This window comes from Micromonospora citrea (assembly GCF_049629545.1).
In the GTDB taxonomy this organism is placed as follows: domain Bacteria; phylum Actinomycetota; class Actinomycetes; order Mycobacteriales; family Micromonosporaceae; genus Micromonospora; species Micromonospora citrea_A.
In genome coordinates this window covers 20,837-37,692 of the sequence record NZ_JBNADX010000028.1, presented here as the reverse complement: position 1 = coordinate 37,692, position 16,856 = coordinate 20,837, and the positions used below count along the sequence as shown (strand labels likewise).

Below are 16,856 nucleotides of genomic sequence, written 5' to 3'. Positions count from 1 at the left end.
CCGGTCGCCGGGACGGCGGGGTCAGGGCCCGCCGTCCCGGCGCGCCGGGACGTTCGGCCCTGCCCGCGGTGGTAACCGCGACGCAGGCTGGAACCGTCACCAGGAGAGGAGGACCCCCGTGTGCAACTACTGCGGCTGTCGTGAGTTCCCGCTGATCGGCCGGCTCTCCGCCGAGCACGAGGCGATCGCGAACGCCGCCGGCCGGCTGCGCACGGCGGTGCAGGGCGGCGCCGCCGACACCCTGGACGCCCTCGACGACCTGCTCGCGCTGCTGATGCCGCACACCGCCACCGAGGAGGGCGGCCTCTTCGCGGAACTGCGCGCCGAGGGCAGCATGGCCGAGGCGGTGCGGCAGCTCTGCGCCGAACACGACGACATCCACGGCGTGCTGGGCGGCGTCGACCGCAGCGCGCCCGACTGGCCGCCGGTGCTGGCCGCCCTCGACCGGCTGCACCGGCACATCGACAACGAGGAGCACGGTCTCTTCCCGGCCGCGGTGATCACGCTGCCGATCCCGGCCTGGGACCGGATCACCCCGACGGCCGGGGCCGCCCGGTGAACCGCCCCGGGCGGTGGGTGCGGCCCGCGCCACCCGGCGACCGCCGCCGGCTGGCCGGCCGCCGCTTCAGCGTGCCGATGAGCGGTACGCACGTCCGCCGCGTCTTCGACGAGTGGTGTCGCCGGAGCTGATCCGGCCGTCTCCCGCGCGGTCCGCGTCCGCGGACCCGACCGGGGTGGCGCCGGCACGCCGGCCTGTCCTGACGGCCGGGCGCCCCTGCGCCGCCCGGCCCCTGTCCCCGGGATCACCATGCTCGACGACGTCCGCGCGGCCTATCGCCGTGACCCCGCCCTGCACGGCCTGCGCGCCGCCGAACTGCTGTTCTACCCCGGCCTGTGGGCGGTGTGGAGCCATCGGGCCGCCCACCGCCTGCACCGCTGCGGCGTACCGCTGCTGCCCCGCGCCCTCAGCCAGCTCACCCGTCTGCTGACCGGCATCGAGATCCACCCCGGCGCCCGCATCGGGCGGCGGCTCTTCATCGACCACGGCGCCGGTGTCGTCATCGGGGAGACCGCGCGCGTCGGCGACGACGTGACCATGTACCACCGGGTCACCCTCGGCGGCCGTGGCTGGTGGGCCGACGGCAAGGGCAGCCGGCGACACCCCACCATCGGCGACCGCGTGGTGCTCGGGGTGGGCGCCTCCGTGCTCGGCCCGGTGCGCGTCGGCGCGGACGCCCGCGTCGGCGCCCACTGCCTGGTCCTGCACGACGTGCCACCCGGCGCCCGGCTGCACAGCCCCCACGCCACGACGGCCCCTCCCGCCGGCCGCGTGCCCACCCTCATCCAGGAGCAGTAGATGATCGTCAAGGATGTGACCGCCCTCATCGGCCGTACCCCGCTGGTGCGGTTGGACCGCTTCGCCGAGCAGGTGCCGGTGACGCTGCTGGCCAAGCTGGAGTCCGCCAACCCCGGCGGCAGCGTCAAGGACCGGCTCGCGCTCGCCGTCGTCGAGGCGGCCGAGCAGAGCGGCGAGCTGCGACCCGGCGGCGCGCTGGTCGAGGCGACCAGCGGCAACACGGGCGTCGGGCTGGCCATGGTCGCCGCCGCGCGTGGCTACCGGGTCACCCTCACCATGCCGGAGAGCATGAGCGTCGAGCGCCGCGCCCTGCTGGCCGCGTACGGGGCACGGATCGTGCTCACCCCGGCGGCCGAGGGCATGGCCGGCGCGGTGCGCCGGGCCTGGGAGATCGCCGACGAGCAGGGCGCCTTCCTGCCCCGGCAGTTCGACAACCCGGTCAACCCGGAGATCCACCGTCGGACGACCGCGGAGGAGATCTGGGCCGACACCGAGGGCGCGGTCGACCTGTTCGTCGCCGGGGTGGGCACGGGCGGCACCGTGACCGGCGTCGGTCAGGTGCTCAAGTCCAAGCAACCGGACCTGCGGGTGGTGGCGGTGGAGCCGGCCGAGTCCCCGGTGCTCTCCGGCGGAACCCCAGGCCCGCACGGCATCCAGGGCATCGGGGCGGGCTTCGTGCCCGAGGTGCTCGATCCAGGCGTGTACGACGAGATCGTCCGGGTGGACGTGGGGCGGGCCCGGGCGGCGGCCCGGCGGGTGGCCCGCCGGGAAGGGCTGCTCGTCGGGGTGTCGAGCGGGGCGGCCCTGCACGCCGCGGTCACGGTGGCCGCCCGGCCGGAGCACGCCGGCGCGACGATCGTGGTGGTGCTGCCCGACACCGGCGAGCGGTACCTGAGCACGCCGCTGTTCACCGAGCCGGACGAGGCCTGACCCGGGTGCGGCGGGGGCGGTGCACGCCTCCGCCGCACCCGGGCCCGCGCCCGCTCATCCGAGGTGCGCCGCCAGGGCGAGGAAGACCAGGCCGACCAGCGCCACCAGCGCGCCGAGGCCGATCACCAGGGCGGTGACCTGCCAGGCCTGGTACGCCCCGAGCAGCGCGCCGCGCAGGGTCTCGCCCATGAACGCGGTCTGCCGCAGCCGCTCCAGCCGCGCGTCGTCGCGTCCGGCCGTCATGCACTCCTGGGCGATCTCGGCGTACGTGCGTCCCCCGGTGGCCTTGGCGACGTGCCCGGCGATCAGGTCGGAGTAGGCGCGGGCCTGGATGCCGGTGCGCACCGGGGCGTCGGCGTAGCGGGCCAGCGGGGCGGGCAGTCCGCCGGGCGGGAAGGCGATCTTCTGGTGGGTCAGTTCCCGGGAGACGTTGTGCCGTCCGAGCAGACCCTGCGCGACCATGACGGGACCGGCGGCGAGGAGGACCACCCCGGCGGCGGTGAGCAGTACCGTGATCATGCTCATCACCCTGCCCGGCCGGCCGGCCGCCGGGGAGAGCACCAGGTCCCGAACCCGAGCAGGTCTCAGGTCACCGTCCGGGTGGTTTCTGCGGGTCGCCCGCCGGGGCCGGAGCGCCGCCCGCCGCGACCGCTCCGGCGGTGAGGTCCACCTCGTGCGAGTACGGGAAGGAGCCGGGCCGGTAGCCGCAGCCGGGCTCCTCGGCGAAGACGTCGCCGGTGGTGGCGTACGCCCGGGCCCTCGACCCGCCGCAGACGGCCCGGAACTCGCAGGCGCCGCAGCGCCCACCGAGGCGGCCCGGGTCGCGCAGGCCGGTGAAGAGCGGGGAGTCACGGTAGAGGTCCACCAGCGACCGCTGCCGGACGTTGCCGGCGGTCACCGGGAGGAACCCGCTGGGGTGCACGTCGCCGCGGTGCGAGACGAAGACGAAGCCGTTGCCGGCGCTGACCCGCAGCGGTGGCCGGCGGGAACGGCTGGCCCGGCCGGTCAGCCCGCGCTCGTCGAGCGACGCGCGCAGCTCGTGGTAGAGCGGGCCCAGCCCGAGCACCGGCACCGGGTCCTCGCCACGCCGGGCCAGCACGTCGCGTTGCAGGCAGACCCGGCGGAAGTGGTGCGCCTCGGTGGTCTTGACCGGCACCGTCTCGCCGAGGTCGTACAGGACGTTGAGGACGTCCTCGGTCTGCGCCGCGTCGAGGCTGCGCAACGCCTGGCCCCGGCCCGTCGGCACGAGGAAGAAGACGCTCCAGAGCATGGCGCCCCGGTCGTGGACCTGCGCCGCGATGTCCGGCAGGTCGCGGACGTTGTCGCGGGTCACCGTGGTGTTGATCTGGACCCGCAGGTCCAGTTCGGTGGCGTCGCGCCAGGCCCGCAGGGTCAGGTCCCGTACCCCGGGCACGCCCCGGAAGCCGTCGTGCCCGGCGGCGGTGGCGGCGTCCAGGCTCAGCGACACCGCCCGGGCGCCGGCGGTGCGCAGCCCGGCGAGCGCCGCCCGGGTGAGGGTGGGCGTGCCCGACGGGGACACCGAGACGGCCAGGCCCAGCTCGGTGCCCCGCCGGACCAGGGTCTCCAGGTCCGGACGCTGGAACGGGTCGCCGCCGGTGATCACGAACAACGGGGCGGGCCGGCCGAAGGCGGCGACCTGCCCCATCAGCGCGACCGCCTCGTCGGTGTCCAGCTCGCCGGTGTCCCGGTCGGGGCGGGCGGAGGCCCGGCAGTGCAGGCAGGCCAGCGGGCAGGCCTGGGTCGCCTCCCAGATGACGATGAAGGGGCGCTCGCCGACGTCCTGCCGGGGCACCCGTACGGATCTTCCGGGCGCCCGCTGGGGCGCACCCGCCTGCTGCGTCACCGCTGTCCTGGTCACACAACGGACGTTCACGGGTCACAATCACCCCGGCAAGGGTCCACGGTCACCACCATGGCAGGACCTCGGTCCCGCCGATCGCGGGCGCGGGGAGCAGCGAAAATACCTGTTGATCTCAGGACCTTCGGCCCGGTTGGCGCAGGTAGTGCGGCGGCAGGCTGGCCGGGACGTCCCGCTCCGGTTGCACTGCGGCGCGACTGCCACGAACGTGGGGCATCACGGCAAAAGCTATCGAAGGAATGAGGCGTATGTCGCGAGCGACCGAGAGTGCGGGGCGGGCGCTGCTGAAGGTGGGTGGCCTGGTACGCCGGGCCGAGGTGTCCGCCGACGGCCGGACGCTGCACCAGATCGGCGGGCGGGAGGCCGACACCTTCTACCGGGACCGCTGGTCCTACGACAAGGTGGTGCGCTCCACGCACGGCGTGAACTGCACCGGATCGTGCTCCTGGAAGGTGTACGTCAAGGACGGCATCATCACCTGGGAGCAGCAGCAGACCGACTACCCGAGCGTGGGACCGGACCGGCCGGAGTACGAGCCGCGCGGCTGCCCCCGGGGCGCCGCCTTCTCCTGGTACACCTACTCCCCCACCCGGGTGCGCTACCCGTACGCCCGGGGCGTGCTGGTGGACATGTACCGGGAGGCCAAGGCCCGGCTCGGGGACCCGGTGGCCGCGTGGGCGGACATCCAGGCCGACCCCGAACGCCGCCGCCGCTACCAGAAGGCGCGCGGCAAGGGCGGCCTGGTGCGGATCTCCTGGGACGAGGCGCAGGAGATGATCGCCGCCGCGCACGTGCACACCATCGGGGAGTACGGCCCGGACCGGGTCGCCGCCTTCTCCCCCATCCCGGCGATGTCGATGGTGTCGCACGCCGTCGGCGCACGGTTCATCTCGCTGCTCGGCGGGTCGATGCTGTCGTTCTACGACTGGTACGCCGACCTGCCGGTGGCCTCCCCGCAGGTCTTCGGCGACCAGACCGACGTGCCCGAGTCCGGGGACTGGTGGGACGCCTCCTACCTCGTCATGTGGGGCTCCAACGTCCCGGTGACCCGTACCCCGGACGCGCACTGGATGGCCGAGGCCCGCTACCGGGGCCAGAAGGTCGTGGTGGTCAGCCCGGACTTCGCCGACAACGTGAAGTTCGCCGACGAGTGGATGCCCGCCCAGCCGGGCACCGACGGCGCCCTCGCCATGGCGATGGGGCACGTCATCCTCAAGGAGTTCTTCGTCCAGCGGCGCACCCCGCACTTCGTCGACTACGTCCGCCGGTTCACCGACCTGCCGTTCCTGGTGACGCTGGAGCCGGGCGCGGACGGGGCGTACCGGCCGGGCAAGTTCCTCACCGCCGAGGACCTGGGCGAGTCCGGCCGGGAGGCGGCCTTCAAGACCGTCCTGTGGGACTCGGCCACCGACGCCGCCGCCGTGCCGCGCGGCAGCCTCGGGCACCGGTGGGGCGAGCAGGCCGGGCAGTGGAACCTCGACCTGGGCGACCTGGAGCCGGCTCTGACCTGCCTCGGCGCGGGTGACGCGGTGCCGGTGGAGCTGCCCCGCTTCGACACCGACACGCCGCAGGTGCTGCGCCGGGGCGTGCCCACCCGTACGGTGGCCGGCCAGCTCGTCACCAGCGTGTTCGACCTGCTGCTGGCCCAGTACGGGGTGGGACGCGAGGGCCTGCCCGGGCAGTGGCCGGCCGGGTACGACGACGTGGAGGTGCCGTACACCCCGGCGTGGCAGGAGCCGATCACCGGCGTGCCGGCGGCCCAGGTGGCCAGGGTGGCCCGGGAGTTCGCCGACAACGCCGAGCGCTCCGGCGGCCGTTCGATGATCCTGCTCGGCGCCGGCACCAACCACTGGTTCCACTCCGACGCCACCTACCGGGCGATCCTCGCGCTGGTCACCCTGACCGGCTGCCAGGGGGTCAACGGCGGCGGCTGGGCGCACTACGTCGGGCAGGAGAAGTGCCGGCCGGTGACCGGCTGGCAGCAGCTCGCCTTCGGCCTGGACTGGGTCCGCCCGCCGCGCCAGATGATCGGCACCGCCTTCTGGTACGTGCACACCGACCAGTGGCGTTACGACACCTACTCCGCCGACGTGGTCTCCTCCCCCACCGGCTCGGGCGCCTTCGCCGGCAAGCACACGATGGACCTGCTGGCCCAGTCGGCGCGGTCGGGTTGGATGCCGTCGATGCCGACCTTCGACCGCAGCCCGCTCGACCTGGCCGACGAGGCCCTCGCGGCGTCCCCGGACGACCCGGGTGGCTGGGTCGCCGAGCAGCTCGGTCAGGGGCGGGTGAAGTTCGCCTGCACCGATCCGGACGCGCCGCAGAACTGGCCGCGGGTGCTCACCGTGTGGCGGGCCAACCTGCTCGGCTCGTCGGCCAAGGGCAACGAGTACTTCCTGCGGCACCTGCTCGGCACCGACGCCAACCTGCGCGCCGACGAGGCGCCGGAGGAGCTACGGCCGAAGGACGTCACCTGGCACGACGAGGCCCCCGAGGGCAAGCTCGATCTGCTGTTGAGCCTCGACTTCCGGATGACCTCCACGACGCTCTTCTCCGACGTCGTGCTGCCGGCCGCCACCTGGTACGAGAAGCACGACCTGAGCAGCACCGACATGCACCCGTTCGTGCACGCGTTCACCCCGGCGATCGACCCGCCCTGGCAGACGCGGACCGACTTCCAGGCGTTCCACGGCATCGCCAAGGCGTTCTCCGCGCTGGCCGGGCCACACCTCGGCGTACGGAAGGACCTCGTGGCGGCGCCGCTGCTGCACGACACGCCCGACGCGATGGCGACCCCGCACGGCCGGGTCGTCGACTGGGCGGCCACCGGCGAGACCCCGGTGCCGGGGCGCACCATGCCGAAGCTGGTGGTGGTCGAGCGGGACTACGGCGCGGTCGCCGACAAGATGGCCGCGCTCGGGCCGCTGATGGACACCCTCGGCACCAGCGGCAAGGGGGTGGCCGTCGATGTCCGCCCGGAGGTGGAGTACCTGCGCCGCAAGAACGGCGAGGTGCGCGGCGGCGCGGCCGACGGCCGGCCGTCGCTGGCGAAGGACGTGCACGCCTGCGAGGCGATCCTCGCGCTGTCCGGGACCACCAACGGCCGGGTCGCCATCGCCGGCTTCGAGGACGTCGAGAAGCGCACCGGGGTACGTCTGGCCGACCTGGCCGCCGAGCACGGGGGCAAGCAGATCACCTTCGCCGACACCCAGGCACGTCCGGTGCCGGTGATCACCAGCCCGGAGTGGTCGGGCAGCGAGCACGGCGGCCGGCGCTACTCGCCGTTCACCATCAACACCGAGCGGCTCAAGCCCTGGCACACGCTGACCGGGCGGCAGCACTTCTTCCTCGACCACGACTGGATGCACGAGGCCGGCGAGGCGCTGCCGATCTTCCGGCCGCCGCTGGACATGCACAAGCTCTTCGGCGAGCCGCGGCTGGGCCGCAACGGGGAACTGGAGATCACCGTCCGGTACCTCACCCCGCACTCGAAGTGGTCGATCCACTCCGAGTACCAGGACAACCTGCTGATGCTGACGTTGTCCCGGGGCGGTCCGACGATGTGGATGAGCGAGGCCGACGCGGCGAAGATCGGCGTGCGGGACAACGACTGGATCGAGGCGGTCAACCGCAACGGCGTCGTGGTCTGCCGGGCCGTGGTCAGCCACAAGATGCCCGAGGGCACCGTCTACATGTACCACGCCCAGGAACGGGTGATCGACGTGCCGAAGGCCGAGGTGAACGGCCGGCGCGGCGGCATCCACAACTCGTTGACCCGGCTGCTGGTCAAGCCCACCCACCTGATCGGCGGGTACGCGCAGCTGTCGTTCGCCTTCAACTACCTCGGCCCCACCGGCAACCAGCGCGACGAGGTCACCGTGATCCGCCGCCGCTCCCAGGAGGTGCAGTACTGATGCGGGTCATGGCACAGATGTCCATGGTGATGAACCTCGACAAGTGCATCGGTTGCCACACCTGCTCGGTGACCTGCAAGCAGGCATGGACCAACCGGTCCGGCGTCGAGTACGTCTGGTTCAACAACGTGGAGACCCGCCCCGGGCAGGGCTACCCGCGCACCTACGAGAACCAGGAACGCTGGCAGGGCGGCTGGACGCGGACCCGCTCCGGCCGGCTGAAGCCGCGCTCCGGCGGGCGGTTGAAGAAGATGCAGCATCTTCGCCAACCCGAAGCTGCCGTCGATGCAGGACTACTACGAGCCGTGGACCTACGACTACGAGCACCTGATCAACGCGCCGGCCGGCGACGACATCCCGGTGGCCCGGCCGAAGTCCCTGCTCACCGGCAAGGACACCAAGGTCACCTGGAGCGCCAACTGGGACGACTCGCTGGCCGGCGGCAACGAGATCGCCGCCGGTGACCCGGTGCTGGCCAAGGTCTCCGGCCAGGTCAAGCAGGAGTTCGAGAAGACGTTCATGTTCTTCCTGCCGCGGATCTGCGAGCACTGCCTCAACCCGTCCTGCGCGGCCGCCTGCCCGTCCGGGGCGATCTACAAGCGGGCCGAGGACGGCATCGTGCTGGTCGACCAGGACCGGTGCCGGGGCTGGCGGATGTGCGTCACCGGCTGCCCGTACAAGAAGGTGTACTTCAACCACCGCACCGGCAAGGCCGAGAAGTGCACCTTCTGCTTCCCGCGCATCGAGATCGGCCAGCCCACCATCTGCTCGGAGACCTGCGTCGGGCGACTGCGCTACCTCGGGCTGATGCTCTACGACGCCGACCGGGTCGCCGAGGCCGCCGCGGTGCGCGACGAGCACGACCTGTACGACGCGCAGCGGTCGGTCTTCCTCGACCCGCACGATCCGGCGGTGGTCGCCGCCGCCCGCGAGGCCGGCATCCCCGACGACTGGATCGATGCGGCCCAGCGCTCCCCGGTCTGGGATCTGATCATGAAGTACGAGGTGGCGCTGCCCCTGCATCCGGAGTACCGGACCATGCCGATGGTCTGGTACATCCCGCCGCTGTCGCCGGTGGCCGACGTGCTGCGCGAGACCGGCCACGACGCGGAGGAGGCCGGGAACCTCTTCGGCGCCATCGACGCGCTGCGCATCCCGGTGGACTACCTGGCCGAACTGTTCACCGCCGGCGACCCGGCGCCGGTGCGCGGGGTGCTGAACCGGCTCGCCGCGATGCGCTCCTACCAGCGCCGGATCAACCTCGGTGAGGCCGCCGACGAGTCGATCGCCGCCGCGGTCGGCATGACGGGCGCGCAGATGGACGAGATGTACCGGCTGCTCGCCATCGCCAAGTACGAACAGCGCTACGTCATCCCCGCCGCGCACGCCGAGGACGCCCACCGGCTGGAGAAGATCGCCACCGAGTGCAGCCTCGACTACGAGGGCGGCCCCGGCATGGGCGGTGGCGGCCCGTACGGCCAGGGGCCCTTCGGGGAGTCGTCCGGCACCCCCGTTCCGGTGCAGGTGGAGACCTTCCACATGCAGCGCGACCGGCAGACCACCGACGCCTTCACCGACCCGGGCGACGAGCCACGTCGGGTCAACCTGCTCAACTGGGACGGCAAGAGCACCCCGAAGGGTCTCTTCCCGCCCCGGCGCACGGAGCCCGAACACACCGACGGGAGCAAGCCGTGAACCAGCCGACCTGGCGGGCGGTGGCCGCCCGTGCCGCGTCCCTGCTGCTGCGCTACCCCGACGAGGAGGTCCTCGCGGCGCTGCCCACCGTGCGGGCCGCGCTCGACGGCCTGCCGGCCGAGGTGGCCGCGCCGCTGCGCGAGGTGGTCGCGCACCGGGAGACGACCGCGCCGGTCGACCTGCGGGCCGCCTACGTGCAGCTGTTCGACTTCCGGCGCCGCTGCTGCCTGCACCTGACCTACTACACCTGCGGCGACACCCGCCGGCGGGGGGAGGCGCTGGTCGGCTTCTCGGCCGCGTACAAGGAGGCGGGCCTGGAGGTCGTCGACGGCGAGTTGCCCGACTTCCTGCCCGCGGTGCTCGACCTGGCCGCCGTCACCGACGGCGGGTGGCGGCTGCTGCGCGACAACCGGGTCGGCCTGGACCTGCTGGTCGAGGCGTTGGGGCGGGAGCGGTCGCCGTACCGGCAGGCCGTCGCGGCCGTGCGCGAGATGCTGCCGGCCGCGCAGCCGGCGGACCTTGCCGCCGCCGCCCGGCTGGCCCGCACCGGTCCGCCGGTCGAGCAGGTCGGCCTGGAACCCTTCGGACTCGTCGACACCACGGGAGGCCGCCGGTGAACACGCTGCTGTGGGTGATCTACCCCTACCTGTCGTTGGTGATCCTCGTGGGAGGGCTCCTCTGGCGCTACCGGTACGACAAGTTCGGCTGGACCACCCGCTCCTCGCAGCTCTACGAGAGCACCATCCTGCGTTGGGGCAGCCCGCTGTTCCACTTCGGGGTGCTGATGGTCCTGATCGGTCACGTCGGCGGTCTGCTGATCCCGAAGGCGTGGACCGAGGCGGTCGGGATCACCGAGCACACGTACCACCTGATGGCCGTGTTCATCGGCACGGTCGCCGGCTTCTGCACTCTGATCGGGATGGGACTGCTCATCGCCCGGCGGCGGCTGACCGGGCCGGTCTTCGCCGCCACCACCCGCAACGACAAGGCCATGTACGTGGTGCTCGCCGCGGTGATCGTGCTCGGTCTGTGGTCCACGGTCCGCGCCAACGTCACCGGGCCCGGCTACGACTACCGGGAGACCATCTCCCCGTGGTTCCGGTCGCTGTTCTACCTCAGCCCGGACCCACGGCTCATGGCCGACGTCCCGGTGGGCTTCCAGATCCACGTCGTGGCGGCCTTCGCGCTCTTCGCCTTCTGGCCGTTCACCCGGCTGGTGCACGCCTTCAGCGCGCCGGTCGGCTACCTCACCCGCCCCTACGTGGTCTACCGCAGCCGCGGTGACCGACCCGGGCTGCGGCCGCACCGGCCCGGCTGGGAGGGCCCGCCGCGGCTGCCCCCCTCGCGCGGGACCCGGACCCGCTCCCGGCGGTGAGCACGGCGGCCGCCCGGGTGCCGTGCCCCGCGACGGGGCACGGCACTCCGGCGGGCCCGCCCACCTGCGGTGATCGTCGTCACGGCCGGTGGCGGGTGACACGTCGAGGTGCCCGTCGACGCGGGACTTCCGGCCCTGACCGGAGCTGATCAACGGGGCGAGGCTCGTAGCGGTAAAGCGGAATCCGCAACTCCCCATAGGGCCGATCCGGCCCAGGCACGACGAACCAACGGAGGGCAGCGATGGCCAACGGCCGCGACAGACAGGCCGGGGACACCACCCCCACACCGGGCGGCACCCCCGGCACCTCGACACCCGAGCGGTCGGGCGCCACGCTCCAGCTGGTCCTGGCGACGCTCGGGTTCCTGGTGAACTTCTGGGCGTGGGCCCTGCTGGGCCCGCTCGGCCCCGGCATCAAGGAGCGCCTCGACCTCAGCTTCGCGGCGCAGTCCCTGCTGGTGGCCGTACCGGTGGTGGTCGGTTCGCTGGGCCGCATCCCGGTCGGCGCCCTCACCGACCGGTACGGCGCACGCGTGGTGTTCCCCCTGGTCACGATCGCCACGATCGTGCCGGTGCTGACCCTGACCACGGTCTCCTCGTACGCCGCGCTGATCGTCACCGGGTTCTTCCTCGGCATCGGCGGCACCGCCTTCGCCGTCGGCGTGCCGCTGGTCTCCGGCTGGTACCCGCCCGCGCGGCGCGGCTTCGCCATCGGCGTGTTCGGCATCGGCATGGGCGGCACGGCGATCGCCAACTTCACCACCGTCCGGCTCGCCGACGCCTACGGCGACAAGGCGCCGTTCCTGCTCGTCGCCGCGATCCTCGCCGCGTACGCGGTCCTGTCGTTCCTGCTGCTGCGCGACGCGCCGGGGCGGACCCGGCCGGCCGGGTCGGCCTGGCAGCGGCTCAGCAAGGTCGGCCGGCTGACCGTCACCTGGCAGCTGTGCTTCCTGTACGCGGTGGGCTTCGGCGGGTTCGTGGCGTTCAGCGTGTACCTGCCCGCCTACCTGCGCACCACCTACGACCTCAGCGCCAACGACGCCGCGATGCGCACCGCCGGGTTCGTGGTCCTCGCCGTGCTCGCCCGCCCGGTCGGCGGCTGGCTCTCCGACCGGTTCCACCCGGTGCCGGTGCTGGTGTGGTGCTTCGCCGGAGTGGCCGCCTTCGCGGTGGTCCAAGCGTTCGAGCCTGCCCTGATGCCGGTGGCGACCGTCGCGCTGCTCGGCATGGCGCTGCTGCTCGGCGCGGCCAGCGGCGCGGTGTTCGCTCTCGTCGGCAAGGTCGCCCCCGCCGACCAGGTGGGTGCGGTCACCGGCCTGGTCGGTGCCGCCGGCGGGCTCGGCGGGTTCGTCCCGCCGCTGATCATGGGCTGGGTGTACGGGTCGCAGGGCTCGTACGCGATCGGCCTGATGCTGCTCTCCGACGTCGCGCTGGCCGCCGCGGTGTTCACCGCGGTGAAGATGGGCGGTCTCGCCCGGCGCGCGGCCTGACCGGACCGGCGCCCCCGGGCCGGGGCGGCGCCGGTCACGCGGCCCGGCGGAGTCCTCCGCCGGGCCGTTCGCCGTCTTGTGCCTGCGGTCAGCCCGGGGCCCTGCGGCTGAGGTGCTCCCAGGCCCGGTACTCCTCGACCCGGGCGGCCTCCATCTGCTGCACGATGTCGTAGGAGCGGTCGCCGACGATCAGGCGCAGCGGCGGGTCGGGCAGGTCCACCAGTTCCATGAGGACCGGCGCGGCGGTGCGGGGATCGGGCCCGGCGTCGTCGCCCCACATCTCGGCCAGCCTCTCCCGCAGCGGCGCGTACGCCGGGTCCGGCTCGGTCATCGTGGTGCCCTGGGTGTACAGCCCGGTGTCGTACCCGCCGGGCTGCACGATGGTCACCTTGATGCCGAAGGGCGCCAGCTCCATGGCCACCGACTGGCTGAGCGCGTCGAGGGCGGCCTTGCCGGCGACGTACACGCCGACCGAGGCGACTCCCGCGCCGCTGCCCATCGAGGTGACCTGGAGGATCCGTCCGCCGCCCTGCGCCCGCAGGTGGGGCACGACAGCCCGGGTGACCCAGACCGCGCCGAAGAAGTTGACGTCGAAGTGCGCCCGGATCTGCTCCTCGGTGGCCTCCTCCAGCATGCCGAGCAGCAGGCCTCCGGCGTTGTTGACCACGACGTCCAGCCGGCCGAAGGTGGCCGCCGCCCGGTCCACCGTCCGGGTGACGGCGGCCGAGTCGGACACGTCCAGCGGCAGGCACAGCAGCCGGTCCGGGTACCGCGCGGCCAGCTCCCGCAGCGGCTCGACGTGGCGCGCCACGGCCGCGACCCGGTCCCCGGCGGCCAGCGCCGCCTCGGTGAACGCCCGGCCCAGTCCACGCGACGCCCCGGTGATGAACCACGCGCGTCCGGTTGTCATCGCACCCTCCCCCGATTGAGCGAGACGATACGGTCCGTCTCGCTTACGTGCCACAGTCTGCCAGCACCAGGGGATGGCTTGTCAAGACGAGACGTACCGTCTCGTTGATCCGCTATGCTCGCCGCATGTCGCCCGAGGTGAAGACCCCCGACCCCGCCCGGCGCAGCGAGCGCTCCCGCCAGGCGATCCTGCGGGCCACCCGGGAGCTGGTCTCCGAGGTGGGCTACGCCAAGCTGTCGATCGAGGCGATCGCGACCCGGGCGGGGGTCGGCAAGCAGACGATCTACCGGTGGTGGCGCTCGAAGGGCGCGGTGGTCTTCGACTCGTTCCTGGCCCTGAGCGAGGGCGCGGACGGGATGGCGCTGCCCGACACGGGCGACATCGAGGCCGACCTCAAGGCGGTGCTGCGCGCGACCGTCGCCGAGTTCGCCGACCCCGCGTTCGAGGCGCCGATCAGGGCGCTCAACCTGGAGATCGCCGGCGATCCCGAGCTGGCCGCCCAGTACCGGGAGAAGTTGGCCGGGCCGGTCGACGAGGCCAAGAAGGAGCGGCTGCGCAGCGCCCAGCGCGCCGGGCAGATCGCCGCCGACGCGGATCTCGACCTCGCGCTCGAACTGCTCTACGCCCCTCTCTACCAGCGGTGGCTGCTGCGCTCGGGCCCCCTCACCGCCGCGTACGCCGACGCCCTGGTCGACCACGCGCTGCGGGCGCTGCGCCCCTGATCACCCCGGCGATGCCCCGCCCCTCACGCCTTGAGGTGGGCCAGGAGCCGTTCGGTCGCCTCGGCGGACAGGTCGTCACGGAACGCCTCGTGCAGTTGCTGGCGTCCCCGCCGGAGCCAGGTCTTGACGGTGTTCTCCGGCACGCCGAGTTCGGCGGCGACCTCACGTACCGGCAGGTCCACGACGTAGTGCAGGACCAGTGCCCGCCGGTGGCGCATCGGCACCGCCCGCAGGGCCTCGACGACGGCGACCGCGTCACTGCGGTCGACCTCGTGTCGCGGCTCCCGGTCGAGGCGCAGCAGGGCGGTGGCCGCGCGCAGCGCCTGGCGGCGGCGGGAGAAGGCGAGGTTGAACGCGACCCGGCGGACCCACGCGTCGGGCGCGTCGTAGGTACTGACCGTGGCCCAGCGGGCCAGCGCCCGGGAAAACGCTTCCTGGACCAGTTCCTCGGCGTCGTGACGGCTACCGGTCAACACGTAGAGTTGTCCCACCAGGCGCCGGTAGGTGGCCAGGTAGAACTCGGTGAACTCCTGGTCGGTCGACATCGGACCTCTCGACACGTGCCACGCCGCGAGTCATGTCCTGCGCCAGCAGAGGACATGCCCGGCGTGACCATCCGACATGGACGAGGCCCCACCACCCGTCGATTCGCGCGTAGGCCACGCTATGTGATCGAGGAATCGGCGTCAAACGGTAGAGTGCCAGGGCGACGAGGCGGGACGAGGAGACAGCGGTGAGCGACGGTGTGCCGGACGAGGGCGTGACCCGGGCCGCGCTGCGCCGGGCGGCGGGCGCTGCCGCAGGCGACGCCCGCCCGCCGGACGTGGCGGATCTGCGGCGCCGGGTCCGTCGTCGCCGCAGCCGTGGGGTGGCCGGGGCGGCGGGCGTGGTGGTCGCCGGTCTCCTGGGGGTGCCGGCGCTCGTCGCCGCCGTCGAGGAGCCACCCGCACGTGGACCGGTGGTCGCCGGGCCGTCCTCGTCCCCTACCGGTCCCGCCTCGGCCTCCCCGGCGCCGTCGTCGGCCGGGCCGTCGGAGGATTCGGAGCCGGTCCAGCCGACCGGTGAGCCGACGACGGGCACCCGGCGGGTGAAGCTCTTCCTGCTCAGGGAGCGGGCCGGGCAGCAGTGTCCGCAGGTGGTGCCGGTCACCCGGGAGCTGCCCGCGCAGGGCGTCGCCAAGCAGGCCCTGCGGGCGTTGCTCGAGGGCCCCACAGAAGCCGAACGGGCCGCCGGGCTGACCAGCGTCTTCGACCGCGACTCACACCGTTTCCAATACCTCAAGCTGGACGGGCCGCGGGCCCGGGCGGACTTCACCGACCTGGACGGGATCCTCGACCCGGACGACTCCTGCGAGAAGACGAAGCTGCTGGAGCCGATGCAGCGCACGTTGGAGCAGTTCAAGTGGATCGAGGAGGCACGCTTCTCCATCCGGGGCGACCAGCGGGCGTTCTACGTCGACGTGCTGCACGACCGGGTGCCGAACTGACGGTACGGGGCGGCGTGTCCGCCGCCCCGTACCGCCTGTTCCTGGTCAGGTCAGGCTGGCCCGCAGGTGGTCGAAGATCTGCGGCGCGTTGTCGCAGAGCTGCCGGAAGCCCTTGGTGAAGTTGACGTCGTCGGTGCCGTCCTTCTCGTAGCCCTTCAGGCCCCCGGTGAGCATGAGCAGGAAGGTGGAACCGTCGGACAGGTCCGGGGTGCCGGTGTCCTTGGTGACGTTGAGGAACTCGCCGAGGCCGGTACGGGGGATGTCGGTGTCGGCGCGGCAGGCGTCGTTGGCCTCGTCGACGAAGCGCTGCCCGGCGGCGCCGATCTCGATCAGCCTGATCCGGTCGGTGGCCCGCTTCGCGGCCTGGTGCAGGTAGTCGCAGGCGGAGACGTCCTTGTTGCAGTTGTACTTGTCGTCGTAGCCGGGGCTGGGGTCGGTCCAGTGGCTGATGATGCGCACCTTGGCCAGGTCGGCCGGGGACTTCTTCTCCAGGTGACAGACCGCGGCGGCGATCTCCGTCATGGGTCCCCAGTTGAGCACGGTGAGCTTGCCGGCGCGGATGGCCGTGACCAGGGACCGGACGGTGGCGGGCGGGTTGTCCACCCAGGGGTTGCCGGCGGTGCAGGTGGTGAAACCCTCCCGGTCGGCGCAGGTCGAGGCGAGGGTGATGTTCGGCAGGTGTGCGCCGAACGAGTCCCGCGCGTAGTCGACGGCGGCGTCACAGTCGATGCGTACGGTGGTGGAGCCCACGACGACCTTGGCGATGTCGAACCGGTCGGCGTAGGTGCTCATCGCCGCCAGGGTGACGATGTCGTCGCGGTCGGTGCCGCCGCCGGGGATGCTCAGGTCGCTGAGCACCCAGACCTTCGGCTTCGCCGGTGCGGCGGCCGGCTGTCCGGTCTCGGCGGAGGCCGACGGCACGATGGACCACAGGCCGGCGACCGCCATCGCCAGCACCGCCACGAAGGCGAAGGGTCCGATTCCGCGTCTGCCACGGATGTTCACGCTGATCTCCCTCCCGGTCCCGCAAGGGGGTGCGAGACCGTGTCGGACAGGGACACTCCGGCGTACCGCGAAAGGTTTCAGCCGGGGTTCACA

General features: G+C 72.9%; 13 protein-coding genes and 2 pseudogenes. 10 read left to right on the top strand and 5 right to left on the bottom strand.

Annotated elements, in window-relative coordinates; translation table 11 throughout:
- Positions 1-118 precede the first annotated feature (118 nt).
- The 3 genes from ACPFP2_RS24885 to cysK all read left to right on the top strand — a co-directional run bounded on the left by ACPFP2_RS24885 (position 119) and on the right by cysK (position 2,287).
- On the top strand, positions 119-559 hold the full coding sequence (locus tag ACPFP2_RS24885) for a hemerythrin domain-containing protein (RefSeq protein ID WP_424091922.1): 441 nt from the start codon (positions 119-121) through the stop codon (positions 557-559).
- Positions 560-808: 249 nt separating this feature from the next.
- Positions 809-1,357: a serine O-acetyltransferase EpsC gene (gene epsC, locus ACPFP2_RS24880; RefSeq protein ID WP_424091920.1), complete on the top strand. Its 549-nt coding sequence runs from the start codon at positions 809-811 to the stop codon at positions 1,355-1,357.
- Positions 1,358-2,287: a cysteine synthase A gene (cysK, locus tag ACPFP2_RS24875; RefSeq protein WP_424091918.1), complete on the top strand. Its 930-nt coding sequence runs from the start codon at positions 1,358-1,360 to the stop codon at positions 2,285-2,287.
- Positions 2,288-2,341: 54 nt separating this feature from the next.
- Here cysK and ACPFP2_RS24870 read toward each other — a convergent pair whose 3' ends face one another.
- Together ACPFP2_RS24870 and ACPFP2_RS24865 are read right to left on the bottom strand one after the other, a co-directional pair.
- On the bottom strand, positions 2,342-2,806 hold the full coding sequence (locus ACPFP2_RS24870; RefSeq protein WP_424091917.1) for a hypothetical protein: 465 nt from the start codon (positions 2,804-2,806) through the stop codon (positions 2,342-2,344).
- A gap of 142 nt (positions 2,807-2,948) precedes the next feature.
- Positions 2,949-4,166, bottom strand: a pseudogene (locus ACPFP2_RS24865) (TIGR04053 family radical SAM/SPASM domain-containing protein); the annotation flags it as partial.
- 248 nt (positions 4,167-4,414) lie between these two features.
- Here ACPFP2_RS24865 and ACPFP2_RS24860 point away from each other — a divergent pair.
- The 5 genes and pseudogenes from ACPFP2_RS24860 (at position 4,415) to ACPFP2_RS24840 (ending at position 12,640) form a co-directional block, all read left to right on the top strand.
- Entirely contained in the window at positions 4,415-8,080 is a 3,666-nt protein-coding gene (locus ACPFP2_RS24860) for a nitrate reductase subunit alpha (RefSeq protein ID WP_424091915.1), read from the top strand.
- A pseudogene (gene narH / locus ACPFP2_RS24855) lies at positions 8,080-9,775 on the top strand (nitrate reductase subunit beta). Before ACPFP2_RS24860 ends, narH begins: the two are co-directional and overlap by 1 nt.
- Entirely contained in the window at positions 9,772-10,392 is a 621-nt protein-coding gene (narJ, locus tag ACPFP2_RS24850) for a nitrate reductase molybdenum cofactor assembly chaperone (RefSeq protein ID WP_424091914.1), read from the top strand. The pseudogene narH and the gene narJ overlap by 4 nt, the downstream one beginning before the upstream one ends.
- The gene (narI, locus tag ACPFP2_RS24845; protein ID WP_424091913.1) at positions 10,389-11,150 is read left to right on the top strand and encodes a respiratory nitrate reductase subunit gamma; all 762 of its coding nucleotides are present in this window, start codon (positions 10,389-10,391) and stop codon (positions 11,148-11,150) included. Before narJ ends, narI begins: the two co-directional genes overlap by 4 nt.
- A gap of 242 nt (positions 11,151-11,392) precedes the next feature.
- Positions 11,393-12,640: an MFS transporter gene (locus tag ACPFP2_RS24840; protein WP_424091911.1), complete on the top strand. Its 1,248-nt coding sequence runs from the start codon at positions 11,393-11,395 to the stop codon at positions 12,638-12,640.
- Between the two features lie 88 nt (positions 12,641-12,728).
- Here ACPFP2_RS24840 and ACPFP2_RS24835 read toward each other — a convergent pair whose 3' ends face one another.
- Positions 12,729-13,550 (bottom strand): SDR family NAD(P)-dependent oxidoreductase, encoded by an 822-nt coding sequence (locus ACPFP2_RS24835; protein WP_424091909.1) that lies wholly within the window; start codon positions 13,548-13,550, stop codon positions 12,729-12,731.
- A 125-nt stretch (positions 13,551-13,675) separates the two neighbouring features.
- Between ACPFP2_RS24835 and ACPFP2_RS24830 the strand changes: the two genes are divergently transcribed.
- Positions 13,676-14,272: a TetR/AcrR family transcriptional regulator gene (locus ACPFP2_RS24830; protein WP_424091907.1), complete on the top strand. Its 597-nt coding sequence runs from the start codon at positions 13,676-13,678 to the stop codon at positions 14,270-14,272.
- A gap of 23 nt (positions 14,273-14,295) precedes the next feature.
- On the opposite strand, the gene ACPFP2_RS24825 is transcribed toward ACPFP2_RS24830, so the two are convergent.
- A complete protein-coding gene (locus ACPFP2_RS24825; protein WP_424091906.1) occupies positions 14,296-14,817 on the bottom strand; it encodes a sigma-70 family RNA polymerase sigma factor in 522 nt (173 codons plus the stop codon).
- A 188-nt stretch (positions 14,818-15,005) separates the two neighbouring features.
- Here ACPFP2_RS24825 and ACPFP2_RS24820 point away from each other — a divergent pair, with 188 nt between their 5' ends.
- Entirely contained in the window at positions 15,006-15,758 is a 753-nt protein-coding gene (locus tag ACPFP2_RS24820) for a GerMN domain-containing protein (protein WP_424091904.1), read from the top strand.
- A gap of 45 nt (positions 15,759-15,803) precedes the next feature.
- Here ACPFP2_RS24820 and ACPFP2_RS24815 read toward each other — a convergent pair whose 3' ends face one another.
- Positions 15,804-16,763: a hypothetical protein gene (locus tag ACPFP2_RS24815; protein WP_424091903.1), complete on the bottom strand. Its 960-nt coding sequence runs from the start codon at positions 16,761-16,763 to the stop codon at positions 15,804-15,806.
- Between the last annotated feature and the right edge of the window lie 93 nt (positions 16,764-16,856).